Origin of the sequence: Pseudomonas sp. PDM24 (assembly GCF_019218905.1) — a bacterium.
GTDB lineage: Bacteria > Pseudomonadota > Gammaproteobacteria > Pseudomonadales > Pseudomonadaceae > Aquipseudomonas.
The window spans coordinates 67,963-89,057 of the sequence record NZ_JAHUWR010000004.1; the positions used below are offsets into that span (position 1 = coordinate 67,963).

At 61.1% G+C, this 21,095-nt stretch carries 18 protein-coding genes; 4 read left to right on the forward strand and 14 right to left on the reverse strand.

Going from position 1 to position 21,095, the window contains the following annotated elements; all coding sequences use genetic code 11:
* From tcyL to KW837_RS14935, 3 genes are all read right to left on the reverse strand, one after another.
* A complete protein-coding gene (tcyL, locus tag KW837_RS14925; protein WP_007903115.1) occupies window positions 1–666 on the reverse strand; it encodes a cystine ABC transporter permease in 666 nt (221 codons plus the stop codon).
* Entirely contained in the window at window positions 666–1,460 is a 795-nt protein-coding gene (gene tcyJ / locus KW837_RS14930; RefSeq protein WP_218396865.1) for a cystine ABC transporter substrate-binding protein, read from the reverse strand. Before tcyJ ends, tcyL begins: the two co-directional genes overlap by 1 nt.
* A gap of 289 nt (window positions 1,461–1,749) precedes the next feature.
* The gene (locus tag KW837_RS14935; RefSeq protein WP_218396867.1) at window positions 1,750–2,742 is read right to left on the reverse strand and encodes a D-cysteine desulfhydrase; all 993 of its coding nucleotides are present in this window, start codon (window positions 2,740–2,742) and stop codon (window positions 1,750–1,752) included.
* Between the two features lie 190 nt (window positions 2,743–2,932).
* On the opposite strand from KW837_RS14935, the gene epsC reads away from it, so the two are divergent.
* Both epsC and betT read left to right on the forward strand, forming a co-directional pair.
* Window positions 2,933–3,859 carry a serine O-acetyltransferase EpsC gene (gene epsC, locus KW837_RS14940; RefSeq protein ID WP_192346547.1) on the forward strand — a complete coding sequence of 309 codons (927 nt, stop codon included), beginning with the start codon at window positions 2,933–2,935 and terminating at the stop codon, window positions 3,857–3,859.
* Window positions 3,860–4,278: 419 nt separating this feature from the next.
* Entirely contained in the window at window positions 4,279–6,234 is a 1,956-nt protein-coding gene (gene betT, locus KW837_RS14945) for a choline transporter BetT (protein WP_218397391.1), read from the forward strand.
* 26 nt (window positions 6,235–6,260) lie between these two features.
* Here betT and KW837_RS14950 read toward each other — a convergent pair whose 3' ends face one another.
* Window positions 6,261–6,521, reverse strand: coding sequence for a hypothetical protein (locus tag KW837_RS14950; protein WP_218396869.1), 261 nt, complete (start codon window positions 6,519–6,521; stop codon window positions 6,261–6,263).
* A 159-nt stretch (window positions 6,522–6,680) separates the two neighbouring features.
* The gene (locus KW837_RS14955; RefSeq protein ID WP_218396871.1) at window positions 6,681–7,421 is read right to left on the reverse strand and encodes an SDR family oxidoreductase; all 741 of its coding nucleotides are present in this window, start codon (window positions 7,419–7,421) and stop codon (window positions 6,681–6,683) included.
* 124 nt (window positions 7,422–7,545) lie between these two features.
* Here KW837_RS14955 and KW837_RS14960 point away from each other — a divergent pair, with 124 nt between their 5' ends.
* Together KW837_RS14960 and mgrA are read left to right on the forward strand one after the other, a co-directional pair.
* Window positions 7,546–8,436 carry a LysR family transcriptional regulator gene (locus KW837_RS14960; protein WP_218396873.1) on the forward strand — a complete coding sequence of 297 codons (891 nt, stop codon included), beginning with the start codon at window positions 7,546–7,548 and terminating at the stop codon, window positions 8,434–8,436.
* Between the two features lie 203 nt (window positions 8,437–8,639).
* Complete coding sequence (gene mgrA, locus KW837_RS14965; RefSeq protein ID WP_218396875.1) at window positions 8,640–9,677, forward strand: L-glyceraldehyde 3-phosphate reductase; 1,038 nt, start codon at window positions 8,640–8,642, stop codon at window positions 9,675–9,677.
* A gap of 154 nt (window positions 9,678–9,831) precedes the next feature.
* Here mgrA and tauD read toward each other — a convergent pair whose 3' ends face one another.
* The 9 genes from tauD to KW837_RS15010 all read right to left on the reverse strand — a co-directional run bounded on the left by tauD (window position 9,832) and on the right by KW837_RS15010 (window position 21,089).
* Window positions 9,832–10,674: a taurine dioxygenase gene (gene tauD, locus KW837_RS14970; RefSeq protein WP_218396877.1), complete on the reverse strand. Its 843-nt coding sequence runs from the start codon at window positions 10,672–10,674 to the stop codon at window positions 9,832–9,834.
* A 73-nt stretch (window positions 10,675–10,747) separates the two neighbouring features.
* Window positions 10,748–11,245, reverse strand: coding sequence for a GNAT family N-acetyltransferase (locus KW837_RS14975; RefSeq protein ID WP_218396879.1), 498 nt, complete (start codon window positions 11,243–11,245; stop codon window positions 10,748–10,750).
* A gap of 12 nt (window positions 11,246–11,257) precedes the next feature.
* The gene (locus KW837_RS14980) at window positions 11,258–13,354 is read right to left on the reverse strand and encodes a biotin/lipoyl-binding protein (protein WP_218396882.1); all 2,097 of its coding nucleotides are present in this window, start codon (window positions 13,352–13,354) and stop codon (window positions 11,258–11,260) included.
* Window positions 13,355–14,674, reverse strand: coding sequence for an efflux RND transporter periplasmic adaptor subunit (locus KW837_RS14985; protein WP_218396883.1), 1,320 nt, complete (start codon window positions 14,672–14,674; stop codon window positions 13,355–13,357).
* Window positions 14,671–15,453 carry an efflux RND transporter periplasmic adaptor subunit gene (locus KW837_RS14990; RefSeq protein ID WP_218396885.1) on the reverse strand — a complete coding sequence of 261 codons (783 nt, stop codon included), beginning with the start codon at window positions 15,451–15,453 and terminating at the stop codon, window positions 14,671–14,673. Before KW837_RS14990 ends, KW837_RS14985 begins: the two co-directional genes overlap by 4 nt.
* A gap of 272 nt (window positions 15,454–15,725) precedes the next feature.
* Window positions 15,726–17,294, reverse strand: coding sequence for an efflux transporter outer membrane subunit (locus KW837_RS14995; protein WP_218396888.1), 1,569 nt, complete (start codon window positions 17,292–17,294; stop codon window positions 15,726–15,728).
* Window positions 17,291–18,355, reverse strand: a complete 1,065-nt coding sequence (locus KW837_RS15000) for an HlyD family secretion protein (RefSeq protein ID WP_218396890.1) — start codon at window positions 18,353–18,355, stop codon at window positions 17,291–17,293. Before KW837_RS15000 ends, KW837_RS14995 begins: the two co-directional genes overlap by 4 nt.
* Before the next feature lie 26 nt (window positions 18,356–18,381).
* Window positions 18,382–19,917 carry an MFS transporter gene (locus tag KW837_RS15005; protein ID WP_218396892.1) on the reverse strand — a complete coding sequence of 512 codons (1,536 nt, stop codon included), beginning with the start codon at window positions 19,915–19,917 and terminating at the stop codon, window positions 18,382–18,384.
* Between the two features lie 251 nt (window positions 19,918–20,168).
* Window positions 20,169–21,089: a LysR family transcriptional regulator gene (locus tag KW837_RS15010; RefSeq protein WP_008014076.1), complete on the reverse strand. Its 921-nt coding sequence runs from the start codon at window positions 21,087–21,089 to the stop codon at window positions 20,169–20,171.
* Between the last annotated feature and the right edge of the window lie 6 nt (window positions 21,090–21,095).

Below are 21,095 nucleotides of genomic sequence, written 5' to 3' on the forward strand. Positions count from 1 at the left end.
TCAGGACTCCTGGTCGTGCCGATTGACCCGCGCTTCCAACTGGTTCTGCAGGTGCGACAGTACAGTCGCCAGAACCCAGTAGATCAGCGCAGCGGCAAGATACATGGTGAAAATTTCGAAGGTGCGAGCGGTGATCAGCTGTGCCTGACGGAACAGCTCCGGCACCTGAATGGTGGCTGCCAGCGCCGTGTCCTTGACCAGCGAGATAAAGCTGTTGCCCAAGGGTGGCAAGGCCGTGCGAGCCGCTTGCGGCAGGATGGCCCGGCGCAGGGTTTGCGCGCGGGTCATGCCGATACTGGCGGCGGCTTCCCACTGGCCGCGCTCGATGGAGCTGATGGCGGCACGCAGGATTTCGCAGGCGTAGGCGGCCATGTTCAGCGAGAAGCCGATCAGGGCCGCTGGCAATGGATCAAGTTCGATGCCCAATTGCGGCAAGCCGTAATAGATCACGAACAGTTGCACCAGCAACGGCGTGCCGCGAAAGAACGACACGTAGATGCGGGCGATCCAGCTCACCAGTTTGAAGCGCGACAGCCGCATCAACGCCAGGCCGAAGCCCATGAGCAAGCCGAAGAACATTCCGCCCAGGCTCAGGATGACCGTGTAGTACGCGCCCTTGAGCAGAAAGGGCGCGGAGTCCAGCGCAAGTTGGAAAGCTTCTCCCATTATTGAGTGACGTCAGCGCTGAAGTATTTTTCCGACAGCTTTTTCAGCGTACCGTCGGCACGCAGCTTGTCGATGGCTTTGTTCACCGCTGCCAGCAGCTCAGGTTCGCCTTTGCGCAGGGCAATACCGGCTTCCTGGCGGGAGAACGCTTCGCCAGCGGCGGCAGTGTCCTTGGCCTTCCTGGCATATTCCAGCGCGGCCAGGCGGTCGATCAGAATGGCGTCGATGCGGCCAACGCGCAGATCCTGGAACTTGGTCGGATCATCTTCGTAGGTGCGGATCTCAGCCTTAGGCACATTCTCTTTCACCCACTGCTCGTAGTTGGTGCCCAAGCCCACGCCGACTTTCTTGCCGGCCAGATCGGCGGCGGTCTTGATGGTGTCTTTGTTTTTGGTCAGGGTCAGCGCCTGAATCCCGGAAACGGTGTAAGGCGTGGAGAAGTCGTACTTCTTCTTGCGCTCTTCGGTGATGGTCACCTGGTTGATCACCGCGTCCAGACGCTTGGATTCCAGGGCTGCGAGGATGCCTTCCCATTTGGTCGGCTGCAGTTTGACCTTCACGCCCAGCTCTTTGGCCAAGGCTTCGGAGAACTCGACTTCGAAGCCGCTCAGTTTGCCGGCCTCGTCGACGAAGCTGAACGGTGGATAAGTGCCTTCCAGACCGACGTTGATCACGCCTGCGTCCTTGATTTTTTGCAGTTGCTCACCGGCAACTGCCTGCCCGAGCAGGCCGGCGCTCAGCGCCAGGCCCAGCGAACCCACCAGCAGATTTCGACGTAATGCGGAAAAATTCATGACAAGCCCCTGTGTTTTCTTATGGAAGACGCTTATGGAAAGTTGGCAAATTCGGGATTTGAACGACTGCGATATCCTGCCCTAAAGCAGCTTATGCGTCTTGCTGCAAATTCGCCTGCGGCGCGACTATATGATGTTGCCTTTAGATACGAAAATACTAAATATCAAGTTTGTTATTTCTTAATTGCATATTAATTTGAGATCGCTTTCGCGGGCAAGCCTCGCTCCTACAGGAGGGTGCGGTTAAACCGTAGGAGCGAGGCTTGCCCGCGAAGAGCGCGATGCGCTCTCAGAACACCGAGGTATAGGCAAACAACGCCGGCGCCCCACCGGTGTGCAGGAAGATGATCGGGCCGTCATTGAAGCGCTGGCGCCCAATGCCGTCGAGCAAACCGGCCATGGCCTTGCCGGTGTACACCGGATCCAGCAACAACCCTTCCTGGCTCGCCAGCAGCTTCAGCGCCGACAGTGTCCCGGCATTCGGCTCGCCATAACGCGGGCCGAAATATTCGTCCCACAAATCGATTTTGAAATTCGCCGGCAGGCCCACGCCCAGCAGCTCGGCCGTGCGCTCGGCGAGGCCCTGGACTTTCGGTCGTTGATCTTCATCGCTACGGGAAACAGTCACGCCGATCACTGGCAAATCCGGCAGTGCTTCGCTCAAAGCCAGCGCCAGGCCGCTGTGGGTGCCAGCACTGCCGGACGCCAGCACCACGGCGGCGAATTGCAGCCCGGTGTCCTTGATCTGTTCGGCCAGTTCCAGGCCTGCACGGACATAACCCAAAGCACCCAATGCATTCGAGCCACCAATCGGCACCAGGTACGGCTTCTTGCCGTTACTGCGCAGACGCCCGGCCAGCGCTTCCAATTGCTCGTCGGCGTTGTCGAGGTTTTCCACCAGCTCGACCTTGGCATCGAACAGGTCCAGCAACAGCCGATTGCCGTTGCCGACATAGTTGCTGTCGTCAGTGCCCAGCGGATTTTCCAGCAGGGCCACGCAGCCCAGGCCAAGCTTGGCTGCAATGGCAGCGGTCTGGCGCACGTGGTTGGACTGGATCGCGCCTGCAGTGATCAATGTATCAGCGCCCTGGGCCAGGGCATCGGCAGCCAGGTATTCGAGTTTGCGTAGCTTGTTGCCACCCAGTGCCAATGGCGTCAGGTCATCGCGTTTGACGTACACATCGCGGCCCAGCCAGGTCGACAGGCGTTCGAGTTTTTCCAGGGGCGTAGGATGACCGAGCAGGTCGAGGCGGTTAAAGCGGGCAAGCTGTTGTTTGATCATGGGTCCGTACTGGCGGAGGAAGATGTCAGGACTATAGGCACGGGTATTTAGTGGGGCAACTGCCAATCGCTTATAGCCAAAAGTATTGAGTACAGCACTATTGGTTCTTAATTCGGCTGCAAGCCGTTGCCGTAAAGTAATCGCGGTTAACGCGGCCAGACAGTCCGGCCGCCCGTGAGGAGTTTTTACCGTGAGCGAGCGTTCCAGCCATTGGCAATTGCAGACCATAGTCAGCCAACTGCGTACGGCGCGTGAGCAGTGGCGCGCACAAAACGGCCGTGCCAGCGGCGAGCAGGGCGGTCGCGAGTTGCCGTCCCGAGCGGCCATGGCGGATATTCTCGAAGCCTTGTGCGGTGCGTTGTTCCCGATGCGTCTGGGCCCGGTGGATTTGCGCGAGGAGAGTGAAGACTTCTACGTCGGTCACACACTCGACGTGGCATTGAACGCGTTGTTGGCTCAGGCGCGGCTCGAACTGCGTTACGCCGCGCGCCACAGTGCCCAGGCAGACACTGAAGTCGAGGCCAAAACCATCCAGATCATTCAGGATTTCGCCCTGGCTTTGCCGGGGCTGCGCACTCTGCTGGACACCGACGTACTGGCGGCCTATCACGGCGACCCGGCGGCTCGCAGTGTCGACGAAGTGTTGCTCTGCTATCCGGGAATTCTGGCGGTGATTCACCATCGTCTGGCCCATCATTTGTATCGCGCCGGCTTGCCGCTACTGGCGCGGATCAGCGCGGAAATCGCCCACTCGGCCACCGGCATCGACATCCATCCGGGTGCGCAGATCGGTCGCAGTTTCTTTATCGATCACGGGACGGGCGTGGTGATCGGCGAGACCGCGATCATTGGCGAGCGCGTGCGGATTTATCAAGCGGTGACCCTGGGCGCCAAGCGCTTCCCGGCGGATGAAGACGGCCAGTTGCAAAAGGGCCATCCGCGGCATCCGATCGTCGAGGACGATGTGGTGATCTATGCCGGCGCGACGATTCTGGGGCGCATCACCATCGGCAAGGGCTCGACCATCGGCGGCAACGTCTGGCTGACCCGCAGTGTGCCGGCGGGGTGCAACCTCAGCCAGGCGAATTTGCAGCATGATGATGGGACACAAAAGTAAGCCTGTGAAAATGTTCGCTGTCTGATCGGCCGCCTTCGCGAGCAAGCCCGCTCCCACATTAGATCGCGTACCTGTCCCGCGCCTCGGTCTAATGTGGGAGCGGGCTTGCTCGCGAATGGTTTCAAGCCGAACCAGGATAATGGCATTTAGCTAATTTCCCGCTGAACGAATCCCCCAAACCCCGCGTAATACCCATCCTTGAGCTAGCGTACGAAAAGTACCGCCGAGCCCTGCGATTAGTCCTTAGCCCCCTATCCATGTTTAACTTGAACGCTCATTCAAGTTAAACCGTCGGTTTGCTGCCCGCTCACAACAGGAGGCTTGCCTTTGCCGAGTCCGTTTTTGATTGCCCTGTTTCACCCCCTTGAGGTGCACTTTTGATGAGTGCATCGTCCACCCCCGCAAGCGGCCAGGTCCGCATGAATCCGCCGGTGTTTTATTTCGCGGCGACCTTTATTTTGTTGTTCGCCGTTGTGGTCATGGCGATACCCGAACAGGCCGGTGCCTGGCTTCTGGAAGCGCAAAACTGGGCGGCCAATACGGTCGGCTGGTACTACATGCTCGCGATGACGCTGTATCTGGTCTTCGTGGTGGTCACCGCCTTGTCTGGCTACGGCAAGATCAAGCTCGGTGCCGACCACGACGAGCCCGAATTCAGCTACCTGTCCTGGGCCGGCATGCTGTTTGCCGCCGGGATCAGCATCACGCTGTTTTTCTTTTGCGTGTCCGAACCGCTGACGCACCTGGCACAACCGCCGCAAGGTGAGGCTGGTACGGCGGATGCGGCGCGTCAGGCGATGCAGATTCTGTTTCTGCACTGGGGCCTGCACGGTTGGGGCGTATTCGCCTTCGTCGGCATGGCGCTGGCTTATTTCGCCTATCGACATAACCTGCCGCTGGCTCTGCGTTCGGCGCTGTATCCGTTGATCGGCAAGCGCATCAACGGCCCCATCGGTTACGCGGTGGATGGCTTCGGCATCATCGCCACGGTGTTCGGCCTCGGCGCCGATATGGGCTTTGGTGTTTTGCACCTCAACTCAGGGCTCGATTACCTGTTCGGCATCGCCCACACCCAGTGGATTCAGGTTGGGTTGATCACGCTGATGATGGGCGCGGCGATCATCGTTGCGGTGTCCGGCGTCGATAAAGGCGTGCGGGTGATGTCCGACATCAACATGCTGCTGGCCTGTGCGCTGCTGCTGTTCGTGTTGTTCGCCGGCCCCACCCAGCACTTGCTCAACACGTTGATCCAGAACATCGGCGATTACCTCGGCGCCTTGCCGATGAAGAGTTTCGACCTCTACGCCTATGACAAACCGAGCGACTGGCTGGGTGGCTGGACGGTGTTCTACTGGGCCTGGTGGATTGCATGGTCGCCGTTCGTGGGCCTGTTCATCGCACGGATTTCCCGGGGCCGGACCATCCGTGAATTCGTCTTCGGCGTGCTGTTGATTCCGCTTGGTTTCACCCTGGCGTGGATGTCGATCTTCGGCAACAGCGCCATCGATCAGGTCCTCAACCACGGCATGAGCGCGCTCGGTATGTCGGCCATCGACAACCCGTCGATGACCCTGTACCTGCTGCTGGAAACCTACCCGTGGAGCAAAACCGTGATTGCGGTCACGGTGTTCATCAGCTTCGTGTTCTTCGTGACCTCCGCCGACTCCGGCACTGTGGTGTTGTCGACGTTGTCCGCCAAGGGTGGCAACCCGGATGAAGACGGGCCGAAATGGCTGCGAGTATTCTGGGGCGCGATGACGGCGTTGGTGACCAGCGCGCTGTTGTTCTCCGGCAGCATCGACGCCTTGAAGTCAGCGGTGGTGCTGACCTCGTTGCCGTTCTCGTTGATTTTGCTGCTGATGATGTGGGGGCTGCACAAGGCGTTTTATCTGGAATCGCAGAAGCAGATCGCGCAACTGCATTCCCTCGCGCCGGTGTCCGGCTCGCGACGCGGAGGTTGGCGTCAGCGCTTGAGTCAGGCGGTGCATTTCCCGTCGCGCGATGAGGTCTATCGCTTCCTCGATGCGACGGTGCGCCCGGCGATTGAAGAAGTGACGGCAGTGTTCGTCGAGAAGGGCTTGCACGTGGTCACTCAGCCCGATCCGGCCAATGACAACGTCAGCCTGGAGATCGGTCACGGCGAACTGCATCCGTTCATCTATCAGGTGCAGATGCGCGGGTACTTCACGCCATCGTTCGCCCGTGGCGGCATGGGTTCCAAGCAACTCAACAACCGTCGTTACCACCGGGCCGAAGTGCATTTGCGCGAGGGCAGTCAGGATTACGATCTGGTGGGCTACACCAAGGAGCAGGTCATCAACGATATCCTCGACCAGTACGAGCGGCACATGCAGTTCCTGCACCTGGTGCGTTGATTGAAAAGGGTGGCGCTGACGTCTTGTCAGGCGTCAGTGCTCATCGTCATGAACAACACCAGCGCCGCCACCGGTACGCCGAATACCGCGCTACCCACCACCAGTTCCGTGCTCAACGGCTGGCCGGCGTTAACCATGCCGACCGCGCCGTTGATCAAGGTCAACGCCAGCCACAGCGCGACAAAACTGTAGGCCAGGGTCTGGCGGGGGAAACCGATTTTCTCGCCGATGAACAGCATCAGCGCCAGCAGGACCAGGCCGAAGAAGATGATGATGGTGGTGTGCATGATGCGTTCCTCTCCCTCAGATGTGTGGTCTCTTTGAGGTCGTCTTCGCGGGCAAGCCTCGCTCCTACAGATTTTTGTGTCGAACGACACTGCGTTTGTAGGAGCGAGGCTTGCCCGCGAAGGCGACCTTGCTGATTCACCCCAATACATCGAGCATAGTTAAACCAACCCACCATTCACCCGCAGAATCTGCCCATTGACCCAAGCCGAATCCGGCCCCACCAGAAACGACACAACGCGAGCAATATCCTCCGGCTGACCCAAACGCTCCAGTGGAGGCATCTTGGCGAAAGTCTGGATTTGCTCTTCGCTCTTGCCGTGCAAAAACAGCTCAGTCGCCACCGGGCCAGGCGCCACCGCGTTGACGGTGATGTTGCGCCCGCGCATTTCCTTGGCGAACACCTGGGTCAGGGATTCCACAGCCGCTTTGCTGGCGATGTACACCGCGTAGCCCGGCAAGTTAAGGCCAACGGTGCTGCTGGAGAAGTTGATGATCCGGCCGCCGCTGTTCAGACGCGTCGCCGCTTCACGCAAGGTGTTGAAGGTGCCGCGGGCGTGGATGTTGAAAGTCTGGTCGAACAGTTCGTCGGTGTGCTGCGCCAGCGGCATCACTTTGAGGGTGCCGGCGTTGTTGATCAGCGCATCGACCTTGCCCAGTTGCGCTTCGGTCTCGTCGAACAACCGGCGCACGTCATCGGCATTGGCCACGTCAGCCTTGACCGCTATGGCCTGATGCCCGGCCTGACGCAACTCCACCACCAGTTTTGAGGCTTCAGTGGCGCTGCTGGCGTAGTTGATGGCGACGGCGAAACCTTCGCTGGCCAGTTGCCTGGCGATCACAGCGCCGATGCCGCGGGAGGCGCCGGTCACGATGGCAACTTTCGAAGTTTGAGCAGTCATGGCGTTGATTCCTTGGAGTGGTTTGAAGTGGAGCCAGACTCACATGTTTACTCAGGCCGATAAATGCATGAGAGTTGCCTTGACTGTTCAATAATCGCCAACAATCGAGCGCCAGGAGTGACCCGTGGATCAAGTCAAAGCGATGAAGGTGTTCGTGCGGATCTACGAGCGCAGCAGCTTCACCCTGGCGGCCGATGACCTGAATCTGCCGCGGGCGACGCTGACCCACACGCTGAATCAGTTCGAAGCCTGGCTCGGTACTCGTTTACTGGAGCGCAGCACCCGCAAGGTCCGTCCGACGCTGGACGGAGAGGCGTATTACCTGCGTTGCGTGCAGTTGCTGGCGGAACTGGAAGAGGCCGAACTGGCATTTCGCAGCGTAGCGCCGAAAGGGCGGTTGCGAGTGGATCTGCACGGCACCTTGGCTAAGCACTTCGTGATCCCGGCGTTGCCGCAATTCATGGCGCGCTACCCGGACATCGACCTGTCCATCAGCGAAGCCGACCGCTTCGTCGACCTGATCGCAGAAGGCGTTGATTGCGTGTTGCGCGCCGGCACCTTGGGCGACTCGGCACTGATCGGTAAACGTGTCGCCAACTTGCGACAGATCACCTGCGCCAGCCCTGCCTACCTGCGCAAATATGGCGAACCGAAAAACCTCGAGGACCTGAAAAAACACCGCGCGGTGAACTACGTTTCGCGGACCACCGCCAAGTTGTTTCCGTTTCAATTCATGGTGGATGGCGAGCTGAAAGAAGTGGCAATCGATGGCGCATTGTCGGTGTTCGGTGCGCAGATTTATGCAGCCTCGGCGATTGCCGGATTGGGCCTGATCCAGTGCCCGCACTACCGAATGGAAACGCTGATTTCCCAAGGGCTGGTGCGGGAAATCCTCACCGACACACCACCGCCACCGATGCCGGTTTCCGTTTTGTATCCCCATAACAAACACATGTCGCCACGGGTTCGGGTGTTTGTGGATTGGTTGGGGGAGGTGTTTGCGCAGGCCGTTTGAAGGCAAACGAAGATCAAAAGATCGCAGCCTTCGGCAGCTCCTGCAGGCTGCGATCCTGGCGATGGGTCTGGCACTGGAGATGAAATTTGTGAAACGTTTCAGCATTTTCTCGAGTCCGAGGTTTATCGGCGTTTGTCCAAGCGTATGCTGGGCAACTTGCAAAGCAGTCGATACCCCATTCAAGACCGACAAGAGAGGATTCGATGACCTACACCGCTGCCGAAAACCGCTACGATTGCATCCCTTACCGCCGCGTGGGGCGCAGCGGGCTGGTGCTGCCGGCGTTGTCCCTGGGCTTGTGGCACAACTTCGGCGACAGCACGCCGATCGACACCCAGCGTTCGTTGCTGCGCACGGCATTCGATCTGGGCATCAACCATTTCGACCTGGCCAACAACTACGGCCCGCCGTATGGCAGCGCCGAGATCAACTTCGGTCGTTTGCTGCGTGAAGACTTCAAGCAGTACCGCGATGAGTTGATCATCTCCAGCAAGGCCGGTTGGGATATGTGGGCGGGCCCTTACGGTCAGGGCGGTGGTTCGCGTAAATACGTGCTGGCCAGCCTCGACCAGAGCCTGCAACGTCTGGGCCTCGATTACGTAGACATCTTCTATTCCCACCGCTTTGACCCGGACACGCCGCTTGAAGAAACCGCCAGCGCACTGGCCACTGCCGTGCAGCAGGGCAAGGCGCTGTACATCGGCATCTCGTCTTATTCCGGGGTGAAGACCCGTGAAATCGCCGGGTTGCTGAAGGAGTGGAAAGTACCGTTGCTGATCCATCAACCGGCCTACAACCTGCTCAACCGCTGGGTGGAAAAGGACCTGCTGGACACCACCGATGAACTCGGCACCGGCGTGATCGCCTTCACGCCATTGGCTCAGGGGCTGTTGACTGACAAATACCTCAATGGCGTGCCAGCGGATGCGCGGGTCAATCGTCCGGGCGGTGGTTCGCTGCAGGCGTCTCACCTGTCCGAAGCCAACATCGCCCATGTGCGGGCGCTCAATGAAATCGCCAAGCGCCGTGGTCAGAGCCTGGCGCAACTGGCGCTGGCCTGGACCCTGCGCGATCCACGGGTGACCTCGGCGCTGATCGGCGCGAGCCGGTCGGAGCAGATCATCGAGAATGTCGGGGCGTTGAAGAACCTGAGTTTCAGCGTGGAAGAACTGGCGGAGATTGACCGGTTTGCCCAGGAGGGTGGGGTCAATCTTTGGGAGAAGCCTTCGACGGCTGAATAAGTGTTCGGCGCCGGGTCTTCTGGCGCCTGTCACATAGCTTTCGCGAGCAAGCCCGCTCCCACATTAGACCGAGTCCTTAGATAAGAATGCGATCACCGGTGGGAGCGGGCTTGCTCGCGAAGAGGCCCTCATAGCCACTGAAGAAGCTGAGTGCTCACCGAAAGAAAGGCACATCCCCCAACACCGTCGCCCGCTGCATCACCCGCCGTGCCGGGCGGTAATCATCCACCGCGTGATGCTGGGTCACGCGATTGTCCCAGAACGCGATGTCGTCTTTCTGCCAGCGCCAGCGGATGGTGAATTCCGGTCGTGTGGTGTGGGCGAACAAGAATTTCAGAATCACCTCGCTTTCCGTTTCCGACAGCTCATTGATCTTCGACGTGAACCCTTCATTGACGAATAGCGACCGGCGCCCGCTCACCGGGTGCGTGCGAATCACCGGGTGCGATAGCGGCGGGTTCTTGCGCCGGGCTTCTTCCCACTGGGCCAGGGCTTCGGGTGTGTTGCCATAACGTTCCAGCGGGAACGAACGGGTGAAATCGTGAGTAGCGGTCAGCCCTTCTAGCAGGGTTTTCATCGGTGCGGACAGTGCTTCATACGCCGCAATACCACTGGCCCACAGCGTGTCGCCGCCAAATTCGGGCAGCAGTTTGGCGCTGAGCACTGCGCCCATGGCCGGGGTCGGCAGGAAGGTCACGTCGGTGTGCCAGATCGCGTTGTCCCGCACGTCGGTGACGGCGGTGTCGAGGATCAGCACTTGCGGCTGCTCCGGCACGTTCGGGTAGATCGGATGAATATGCAGCTCACCGAAATAGGCGGCGAATCGCGCTTGCTGCTGCGGCTCAATCGGCTGGTCGCGGAAGAACAGCACTTGATGCTTGAGCAGCGCCTGCTCGATGGCATCGCGTTGCTCAACGTTCAGCGGCTGGCTGATATCGATGCCGCTGATTTGCGCGCCGAGGGCGGAGCTGAGAGGGATAATTGTCAGGTTACTCATGGTGGTTCTCTTCGAATTTCTGTATCGAGCTTATGTGGGAGCGAGCCTGTGGCGAGGGGGCCTTGCCCCGGGCTCAACCCTGTGGGTACCACACCAACCGCTCTGCCGCCGGGTTGCGTTCTTCAACCTGAAACCCCAGCGCCAGGTAATGCTGGCGAGCATGGAGGTTATTGGCCCAGACCACCGTCGCCACGGGGCAGCGAATTTGTTGCGCAGCTTTTTGCACGCCTTGCAGCACCGTCCGACCGTAACCCTTGCCGCGGGCCTGGGGGATAAACGCCAGGTACAGCACGCGGATTTCATTGGGGCCGAAGTCGGTGGTCAGTGCGCCGATGGCCGTGTCGAGTTTCTCGATCACATAATGCATGGCGTTGGGGAAGTTCTCCCCCAGCCCTTGTTCCTGCACCCTGAATTGCTGGGCAACCACCTGCTCAACCACTTCCTGCTCACCGTCGATCCATTGCAGATCCGGCCGCGCCGCCTGGTAAAGGCTGTGCAGAAAAGGTCCATCACTGGTCCGCGAAGGCCTGACCACCAAGCCGTCCGCTGCCATTGAATCGGTTTTCGCCATCGCTGTTCCTCCTTAGAAACCGCTTTCCCTGACTCCCAGCGCCGCCATGCGTCGCCAGGCAACGCCCAATAACGACTCGCCACTGCCCTGCAACACCACAATGCCGCGCAACGGCTGCACCGGTGTCGGGGTATTTTCGAGGATGCTCAATCGCGCTCCGTACTGCGCCTGTACCGGCTCGGCGCGTTGATGCTGATCGCGGCGCACGGCGATCGGCCCGTGGTGATCGGAAGTCAGCGCTTCCTGATCGACATAAGCCACGCCGTTGGTGTCGATTTCGCTCAATTGCACGGCGATCGCCGGGTGCATCGGATCATCGGCGATGAACCGTCCGCTGGCTCCCGGGGAGACACGCCAGAGTTCGGCCTCGGCCAGATAACCGCGCAACCGCGCGCCGTCCTCGACTACCCGGGTCAAAGGATCTTTGGTCGAAAGCCAGCGGCCGACCATCAACTGCGGCAACAGATCACGCACCTTGCCACCGTGGGGCGCGCGCAGCAGCAGACGTTCGCGCTGAGCGGCCAGGCCGCGATATTCGGCCACGGCTTCGGCCAGGCGCTGCTCGACGATTCCGGCGTCGGCCGCGGTTTCGCTACGACCGGCCTGACGACGCATCTGTAATTGCTGGATCTGGATTTCGCGACGGACGATGGCCTGGCGTGAATCCAGATCCGGGGATTCCAGCTCGATCAGCACCTCACCTTGAGCGACGACCTGGCCGTCGTGCACATTCACCGTTTTGACCCGCGCCGCCACCGGCGCGTGCAGGGCGCTGGCGCGTCCGGCCTCAAGCATCGTCGGCAACTCCACCGCGCTACGCCAAGGCAGCGCCAGCAGCAACAACAACCCAAGCAACACCAGACCGCTGAGCAGTACCCGAGGCGCATGCGCCTGTTCACGACGGCTCCACCATTGCCGCCATTCGCTCAGGATCGGCAGGAAAATGAACCACACCAGTTCCACCAGCATCAGGAAAATCCCCAACACCTTGAAGAACAGGTGATAGACCGCCAGCGCAATCCCGAAAAACAACGCCGCGCGCCACAACCACGCGCCATACCCCCAGATCAACAAACGCCGCTGCATCTTCGGCGACCACGGCTCCGGCGCCGGGGCCGCGTAGCCAAACAAAAACTCGCGCAGCCGCCAGCGACACAAGGCAAAGGCCCGCCCTTGAAGGTTGTCCACTTCCCAGAAATCACTGAGCAAGAAGTAGCCATCGAAACGCATGAACGGATTGAGGTTGATCACCAGCGTGGTGATCCAGGTCGCACTGGCGAGCATGAACGCCGCCGTGCGTCCGGGACCGTCAGGCAGCAGTGACCAGGCGAGCAGCGCGATACACGCCAACACCAGTTCCGCCAGCACCCCGCCGGCACCGATCAGCAACCGCGCCCGACGATCATTGACTCGCCAGGCGTCGCTGACATCCGTGTAAAACATCGGCAGCAGCACCATGAATGCCACGCCCATGCTCTGCACCCGACAACCGGCGCGCTTGGCCATGAAGGCGTGGCCGAACTCGTGGCACAGCTTGGCGAAAAACAGCGCCACAGCAAACGCCAGCGCACCGCCGAGGCTGAACAGGTGAGGAAAGGTCGCGATAAACCGCTGCCAGTCCCGCGACACCAGAAACACCCCAAGCCCCAGCGTCGCGGGCAATCCGTAGCGCAATGCACGCGGGCCGAAACGCTCCAGCCACGGCCAGGCGCGATTGAGAAAGGCGTCCGGGCGCCACAGCGGAATCCGGAAAAACAGGTATTGATGCAGCAGGATTTGCCACAGGCTTTGGCGCTGGGCCGCGGCCTTCAGGCTATAACTGGCGCGCTGCGACGGGTCGAGGGCGCAGATCAGATCGTGGCCGCGCAAAAACTCCAGCAATTGCTCAAGCGCCGCACCATCCAGCGGCAGCCCCGGTTCGCGGTTGGCGGCACGCAGCACTTGCTCGGGGTCGCCCAACGACCAATGGCGCAGCAGGCGCATCGCCGCCGCACCGAGTTTGAAATAGCGCCCGCGCACCGGGTCGGCCAGGGTCCAGCGCGGCGACCCGTCGAGGGCCGGGGCCGCCGCCGACAATTGCAGGTCTGCCCGCAGGCTCGGCAGGTTCATCTACAGGCCCACGCTCTGACGCAACCCGGCCAGCGGTCGGCGCAACAGGTACAACGCCAGCGGCGCACGGTCGCCGAAGACTTTCGCAGTGCCGCGCAAACCGATGCGCGGCGGCGCGGCGTCGAACGTCGCATCCAGTCGATAAGCCAGTTGCCCGGCAGCGGTGGGCTGCGCTTCGTAGGCCGAACGTTCGAGTTTGGCCAGGTGCCGATGCAGCGGATCGCTGTCGAGAAACAGCGCGACTTGTGCGCCCGGCTCCAGGGCAATCGCATCGCCCACGGCCAACTCGATGCGCAATTCGGCCTGGTTCGGGTCGGCGATTTCCATCAGCCGCTCGCCGGTTTGCACCGGTTTGCCGGTCCAGCGTTCGGCGTCGGCGAACACCGCGATACCGTCCCGCTCGGCGCGTACTTCGCTGCGTTTGAGCAGTTCACGGGCGTAATCCCGTTCGGCGCGCTTCTGCTCCACTCGCGCCGCCAGCAGATCGATTTTCGAACTGGACTCGGCATCGGCGAAGGAACGTTGGGAATTGGCCTTGAGTTCCGCTTCGGCAACGCCCAGGGCGCGCTCGGCCACATCGGCCTGAGCCTTGAGCGTGGTGCTTTCGAAGCGCAGCAGCAGGTCGCCGGTTTTCACCGCCTGATTGGGTTTGACCAGAAACTCGGCGATCACTCCGTCCAGCGGCGCGGCGACCACCCGACCGCCCAACGGGACGACTTCGGCCGGCGCCAGCACCGATTGGCGCACCGGAATCAGTAGCCCGAGCAACAACACGGCAACCAGCGCCACCTGACGCTTGCGCGTCCAGCGCAGTCGCCAGGGTTTGCGCGGTTGCTGCGCGAGCCAGGCATGGCTGTAGGTGTCGCCCAGTTGCGACAGCAGCACTTGTTCGGAAGGGTTCCACGGCACATCCCGCGCCAGCCACAGACCGCCGAACACCTCGCCCTGATGATCGATCAGCGGCAGCCAGAACACCTGAGCGGCTGACAGACTTTGCCAGTCGGCCAGAATCGATTCGCTAAGGAGATCAGGCGCAATCACCCGCGCCTGTTTCAGCACCTCAAGCTTGAACAGCTGTGCGACCGCCTGCTCGACAAACGCCACGAACGGCGCATTCGGTTCCACGGCACTAACACCGGTAACCGCCTGCACCTTGCCGGCGATCAACAGCGCGGCATGGCGGAAACCGAACAGCGCCTGACCGTCATTGACCAGGCTGTAAGCCAGTTGCGAAGGCGTGCGCGCGGCGCGGGTCTGGCGTTCGAGGTCGAGAAACCTGGCGAACACCTGCTCGGCGCCGCCGGTCACCGGGGCGTTCATTTGAGCTCCGCGAAATGCGCCGTTCCGCTCATGCCGGCCAACAGACCGTTGGCGTTGGGCAGCGCCGCCACCAGCAGCAAAGTCTGGCTGCCTTCATCAATTCGCGCACCGAGGCGTTTGACCGTGGCATCCAGCGGCTGACCGGTTTCATCGGGGACAAAACTGAATGTCTGGCCGGGCTTGAGCTTGCCCATCCAGCGCGACGGGACCAACAGGTGAATTTCCAGGGTGCGGTTATCGACCACGTCCAGTAACGGCGCGCCGGCGGCAACGCTTTCGTAGCGCTTGACCTTACGTTCGACGACCTGGCCATCAAACGGCGCAACCACGCTGCAGCGTTTGACCTGAACCTGATAGACCTGAGACTGAGCCTGAATCTCGCTGACCTTGGCCTCGGCTCGCGCCACTTCAAAGCGTCCGACCGAATTCAATGCCGCCAGTTGTTTGTTGTGCGCCAGTTCTTCACCAGCACCACGGCTGGCGGCCTGAGCCGCATTGAGCTGAGCCTGATAAGCCGAACAGTCAAACCGCGCCAGGGTGTCGCCCTTTTTGAACGACTCGCCCTCACTGAACGGCAACTCGACAATCCGCCCCGACAACTCGCTGGCCAGCACCGCCTGATCCCGGGCCCGCAGCACACCACGGGCTTCATTGCTGACCGACGCATTCCCGCCAACCGCGCTGCTTTCCAGCAACGGATCGTCTGGCGCAGGCGTTTGCGCCTGTACTACGCACGTTACAAAGGTCAATCCTGCAACCCAAACACGAAAACGCCGCATAACCGTAACTCCCTGACGGATGAGCGGAGTCTATGACAGCGGGGGTGAGCGTCAAGCGGATGGGCATCATTGATTGGTCAAGGGAGTATGTAATACCTTACAAATTATCAGGACGCGTCCTACGCGATTCCCCATCAATCAGCCATTGCAGCCTTCGACATGCGACTTTAATCTCTCTGCACCACTGAACCCTACACGCAGCGATTAAATTCGCTGGCAGTCAGGGTGAAGAAACCGGCTCCGGCCGGTTTTTTCGTTTTTCTGCGCGCAGATCAGCGCTGCGCCGTCTCCATCAGCGGATACACCGATTCCCATCCCCCACCTAACGCCTTGTATAACCCAACCATCGCCAACGACACCCCGGTCGAGCTCTCGACCCACTGTTGCTGGGTCGCCAGCAATTCGCCTTGCGCGGTGAGGACGTTGACGAAATCCACTACCCCTTCGACGTACTGCTGTTGCGCGGTGCGCAGGGCGATCTGGTTCTGGCGCACGGCTTCGGCGAGGCTGTCGCGGCGCAGTTGGCTGGCGTTGTAGGCGGTGAGCTGATCGTCGATTTCATGCCAGGCCCGCAGCACGGTTTGCTGGTAGGCCAGCGCCGCTTCCTGTTGCTGGGCTTCGCGCAGGTGCAACATGCCGCGCAGGCGACCGCCGTCGAACAGCGGCAGGCTCAACTGCGGGCCGATGCCGAACGAGCGCGAGCCCCAGGAGCCGAAATCGCTCAATTGCATGGCTTGCGAGCCGATATTGCCCGACAGGGTGATCCGCGGATAAAAGTCGCCCTTGGCCACGCCGATGCTGGCGGTCGCGGCATGCAGGCGGGCTTCGGCCTGACGTATGTCCGGGCGGCGCTCGGCCAATTGCGACGGCAAGCCGATGGCGACCTGACGCGGGGTTTGCGGCACGGGAGCGTCTGTGGATAACTCGGCGGACAACGCTTGCGGCGGTTCGCCCATCAACAGGCTCAGGGCGTTGATCAGTTGCGACTGACGCTGCTCCAGCGCCGGCAAACGTGATTCGATGGCCGCGACTTGCGCAGCGGCTTCGGCGACGTCCAGATCCGTCGCCACGCCGTCGGCCAGGCGCAATTGCGAGAGTTTCAAGCTGTGGCGGGCGACGTCGAGGTTCTGCTCAGTGACGGCCATCGTGCCTTGCACACCGCGCAGTTGAATGTAGTCCTGAGCGGTTTCGGCAAGCACTGACAGCAGCACACCACGGCGATCGTTTTCCGCCACTTCCAGCGTGGCATCGGCGGCTTCGGTTTCGCGGCGTACACGGCCCCAGAAATCCAGCTCCCAGGAGGCGGAAAAGCCGGCGTCCCACAGGTTGAACGCCGAGTCGCCGTCGTTGCCCGACGGATCGTTCAGGCCTTCACCGCTGTTGCGTTTACGCCCGTAGCTGCCGTTGGCGGCGGTAGTGGGATAGCGGTCGGCGGTGATCACCTGACGCGCGGCTCGGCTTTGCTGCAAGCGGCTGCTGGCGAGTTTCAGGTCGAGGTTGTCGGTCAGGGCGCGCTGGGTCAGGGCCGAGAGTTTCGGGTCGTGGAATACTTCCCACCAGCGTTCGTCCATTTCGCCGGGAATGATCTGACTGGCGGCGGCTTTAGTTGGTTTGGACCATTCGGCCACTTGTTGCGGCTGAGGCTTTTGGAAGTCCGGGCCGACGGTGCAGGCACTCAAAGAAAACAGACTCAACACAAAAACCACTGAATGAATGCTGACCCTGTGGCGAGGGAGCTTGCTCCCGTTGGGCCGCGCAGCGGACCCCAAATTTGCGAGCGCTGCGCACTCGAACGGGAGCAAGCTCCCTCGCCACAGGGATGTGCGATTAACAAAGTTCATCGTTGCGCAACCTCATGCTCGCTGGCGCTTGCAGTATCAATCCTCGCCTCCACCGACATCCCCACCCGCAACCGCTCGGCCAATGGCTGGCCCGGATCGAGGAGGATTTTCACCGCAATCCGTTGCACAACCTTGGTGAAGTTGCCAGTGGCGTTGTCCGGCTTGACCGCGGCGAAGGTCACGCCGGTGGCCGGTGCGATGCTCTCCACGCGGCCCCGCAGGGCTTCGCCGCCGAGGCTGTCGACCTGCACTTGCACGCTCTGCCCCGGCTGTACGTCAGTCAGTTGGGTTTCCTGAAAATTGGCGACTACATAGGCCCGCTCCAACGGCACCACGGCCAGAATCTTGCTGCCCGGTGTGACATAGGCGCCGACCCGCACCGCGCGTTCGCCGACCATGCCGTCCTGAGGCGCAACGATGCGCGTATAGGACAGCTCATAGCTGGCCATTTCCAGCGCCGCTTGCGCTCGCTTCAGCCCCCCTTCGGCCGCATCACGCTGGGCGGTCAGGATCTCCACCTGCTTGCGTTCCGCCGCGAGCACCGCCGTGGCATTGGCCAAACGGGCGGAGGCCTGATCGATGCGTGTGCGTGCTTGCTGAGCATTTTGCACCGTGCCGGCGCCGACCCCGGCGAGATGGTTGTAGCGGTTCAGTTCATGCTCGGCGAAGGCCATTTCAGCCCTTGCTGAAACCACCGTAGCCTGGGCTTGAGCGATCACCGATGTCTGACGCTCCAGGGTGGCTCGAGCGTTTTGCAACTGCGCCCTGGCCACCAGGGTTTCAGCGTCGGCGGCTTCAGCGGCAGCGCGTAGATCGCGGTCGTCGATCAACGCCAGCAGCTGTCCGGCCTTGACCAGCTGGTTGTCTTCCACCAGCACGTCCTTGATGAACCCCGCCACGCGCGGCGCCACCCGGGTGAAGTCCGCCGAGACGAAAGCATCGTTGGTGCTCTGCTGTGTACGCTTGCCGAACAAGCCCGGCGCCAGCAGGTAAATCAACACGCCGAGCGCCATCACTGCGGCAACGCCGACAGCGACTTTTTGCTTTGATTGAGTCGTCATAAAAACCTTCTGTTTCAGTGAAGCATTCAAGTCGGCGCGCGCGGTGGATAGATCCGCGTCGGCAGCCAGAAAATCAGCAGGATCAGCGCCACGGCGACGCCGGCCATGCACAGATAAAGATCGGAGGAGGTCAGCACCAGGGCCTGTTGATGCAGTCGGTGAGCCAGGCTTGCGTCGCTTTGGATCAGGGGCGAGTTACCAAGGTTGTCCACCAGCATGGTCGAGTGGAAATGCAGCCTTGCGGTGGTCAGTGCCTCGATCACACCCGTAGCAATCACCGCCGCCAGGCCTTTCACGGTATTGAACCAGGCCGAGGCATACGGCCCTTCCATCGGAGTGATGCTGCCGGTGGAGAGCATCAACAGCGGCAGCACGGCCATGGGCTGCCCAAAAATCTGTAGCCATTGCAGGACATAGAAGTCATCGCGAATCCATGCCGACGTCAGCTGCGAACCACCGAGGCAAGACAGCGCCAGCATGCTCAGGCCGATCCCCAGCACCCAGCGGCAATCGACCCAGCGCAGGTTGCACAGCGCCGCCACCAACGGTAGCGCGATCAACTGAGGCAGCGCCGCCAGCAGCATGATCGGCGCGGTCTGCACCGGCCGATAACCCTGGACCTGAGCCAGGTAACTGGAGGGAATGAGGACCACCGCGAGCAACACCACCAGCACGCCGGCCAGCGTCAACAGCGCGAACGACAGGTTGCGGATGCCGAGCATTTGCAATTTGAAGAATGGAATCGGTTGCGACCATTCATTGATCAAAAACAGCACCAGCAACAGCAGCCCGCCGCCGAGCAGTCCACAGATCAGGCTCGACTCGAACCAGTCCAGCCGATTGCCTTGCAGAATGCCGATCACCAGCATGCAGATCGCCGGGAACCCCAGCAGCAAGCCACGCCAGTTGAATGACTTGAAGCGTTCCAGCCGCAGCGGATCCTGGGGCAAACCGTAGGCCACCGCCGCCATTGCAATCAGGCACGGCACGACGATTTGCCAGAAGGTCCATTGCCAGCCGACGTACTCGGTCCACAACCCGGCCAGCGGTGTACCGAGACCGGGACCGAAGGTTGCCGTCAGGGCATAACCGGCCAGGCCATAGAGTTTCACGTTGGCCGGCAGGAATCGCAGTGCAACGGTCATCAGCATCGGCGGCAGCGCGCCGCCGGCAAGACCTTGCAAGGTGCGCATGACCAGCAGGCTTTCGTAATTCGGAGCGAACGGGCACAACACACCCAGCAGGGTGAACGCGCTGATCGCGCACAGAGTGAAGCGCCGCAACGAGAACGTCACCGCACACCAAGGGGCAAACGCCATGGCGGCCACCGAGGTCGCGGTGTAACTGGCGACCAGCCAGGTGCCTTCGTCGTAACCAATGGCCAACGCGCCGCGGATATCGGCCAGCGCGACCTTGGTCACCATCTCGTTCAGGCCCGACACCAGCACCGCCAGTAACACGCCCACCAGGCCGATGATGATTCGCGGGCCGAAGACCGGTGGCGCGACGGCGGCCGTTGGTTTGGCCGCAGCGAGAGGCGCCGTGACCGTGAGGGAAGTCATGTACTGCAAGCTCCGGAAGGGGAATACCGAAGCATTTTAGGGAGCGTGGAAGGTTACGAAAATTGACTTGTTGGCAGCTTATAAGTGCGTTCCATGCAGCAATCAAATCGGATGGCTGGCAAATTTTTGAAACGACACAGATCCCCTGTGGGAGCGGGCTTGCTCGCGAAGGCGGTGTGTCATTCAGCATTGATATTGACTGAAATACCGCTTTCGCGAGCAAGCCCGCTCCCACAAGGGGTTGCGTCAACTCAGGTAGGTTGTGCGGCCAGCCACGTCTCATCGCAACAGGTCTTGAGGGTTTCACGCATCCAGCGATGGGCCGGGTCTTTGTCGAAACGCGGGTGCCAGGCCTGGGTCAGCATCAGGGTCGGTAACGGAATTGGCAGGGTGAACGAGCGCAGTTTCAAGCCCAGGCGTCGCACGCTCAGCAGCGCCTCCTTGGGCACCGGCAGAATCAGATCGGAATCCGGCAAGGCGAACATCGCCGCATGGAAACTCGGTGCAATCACCGCCACCCGCCGCTCCAGCCCCAAGGCGTTGAGCGCCGTGTCGATCGGCCCGCGGGCGATCCCGCGACGGGACATGCTGATATGAGAAAACCCGGCGTACCGTTCGGCGGTGATTTCTTCGTCGAACAACGGGTGATCTTCACGCACCAGCCCGACAAAGTGCGTGGAAAACAGGTTCTGAACCTTCACTTCCGGCATCAGCGGACGATTGTTGCTGACGCTTAAATCGATACGTCCTTCACGCAAGGCTTCGTCGTCTCCATCGCCCTCAGGAACGAAGCGCAATTCGCAATGCGGGGCCTGGCGTTCCATCGTGTCAAATAGCTTGCCGCCGTAAACGCCAACAAAGAAATCATTGGCGCGAATGCTGAACCGCCGGCGCAAACTGCCCAGATCCACCTCATCGGCGGAGCGGAACAGCAAAGCGGCCTGCTCCACCAGATCCCGCACTTGCTCGCGCAACTCCAGTGCCTTGGGCGTCGGCACCAAGCCTCGACCGGCGCGCACCAGAATCGGATCGCCAATGGCCTCGCGAATCCGCGTCAGCGTCCGGCTCATCGCCGCCGGGCTGAGGTTCATCCGCCGTGCAGCGCCTACCACACTGCCTTCATCGAGCAAGGCGTCGAGGGCGACCAACAGGTTCATGTCCGGGAGTTGCATGCTGAG

Coding starts and splice junctions, on each gene's coding strand:
- tcyL (WP_007903115.1), bottom strand. CDS start 666: ATGGGAGAAGCTTTCCAACTTGCGCTGGACTCCGCGCCCTTTCTGCTC.
- tcyJ (WP_218396865.1), bottom strand. CDS start 1,460: ATGAATTTTTCCGCATTACGTCGAAATCTGCTGGTGGGTTCGCTGGGC.
- KW837_RS14935 (WP_218396867.1), bottom strand. CDS start 2,742: ATGATCAAACAACAGCTTGCCCGCTTTAACCGCCTCGACCTGCTCGGT.
- betT (WP_218397391.1), top strand. CDS start 4,279: ATGAATCCGCCGGTGTTTTATTTCGCGGCGACCTTTATTTTGTTGTTC.
- KW837_RS14950 (WP_218396869.1), bottom strand. CDS start 6,521: ATGCACACCACCATCATCATCTTCTTCGGCCTGGTCCTGCTGGCGCTG.
- KW837_RS14955 (WP_218396871.1), bottom strand. CDS start 7,421: ATGACTGCTCAAACTTCGAAAGTTGCCATCGTGACCGGCGCCTCCCGC.
- mgrA (WP_218396875.1), top strand. CDS start 8,640: ATGACCTACACCGCTGCCGAAAACCGCTACGATTGCATCCCTTACCGC.
- tauD (WP_218396877.1), bottom strand. CDS start 10,674: ATGAGTAACCTGACAATTATCCCTCTCAGCTCCGCCCTCGGCGCGCAA.
- KW837_RS14975 (WP_218396879.1), bottom strand. CDS start 11,245: ATGGCGAAAACCGATTCAATGGCAGCGGACGGCTTGGTGGTCAGGCCT.
- KW837_RS14980 (WP_218396882.1), bottom strand. CDS start 13,354: ATGAACCTGCCGAGCCTGCGGGCAGACCTGCAATTGTCGGCGGCGGCC.
- KW837_RS14985 (WP_218396883.1), bottom strand. CDS start 14,674: ATGAACGCCCCGGTGACCGGCGGCGCCGAGCAGGTGTTCGCCAGGTTT.
- KW837_RS14990 (WP_218396885.1), bottom strand. CDS start 15,453: ATGCGGCGTTTTCGTGTTTGGGTTGCAGGATTGACCTTTGTAACGTGC.
- KW837_RS14995 (WP_218396888.1), bottom strand. CDS start 17,294: ATGAACTTTGTTAATCGCACATCCCTGTGGCGAGGGAGCTTGCTCCCG.
- KW837_RS15000 (WP_218396890.1), bottom strand. CDS start 18,355: ATGACGACTCAATCAAAGCAAAAAGTCGCTGTCGGCGTTGCCGCAGTG.
- KW837_RS15005 (WP_218396892.1), bottom strand. CDS start 19,917: ATGACTTCCCTCACGGTCACGGCGCCTCTCGCTGCGGCCAAACCAACG.
- KW837_RS15010 (WP_008014076.1), bottom strand. CDS start 21,089: ATGCAACTCCCGGACATGAACCTGTTGGTCGCCCTCGACGCCTTGCTC.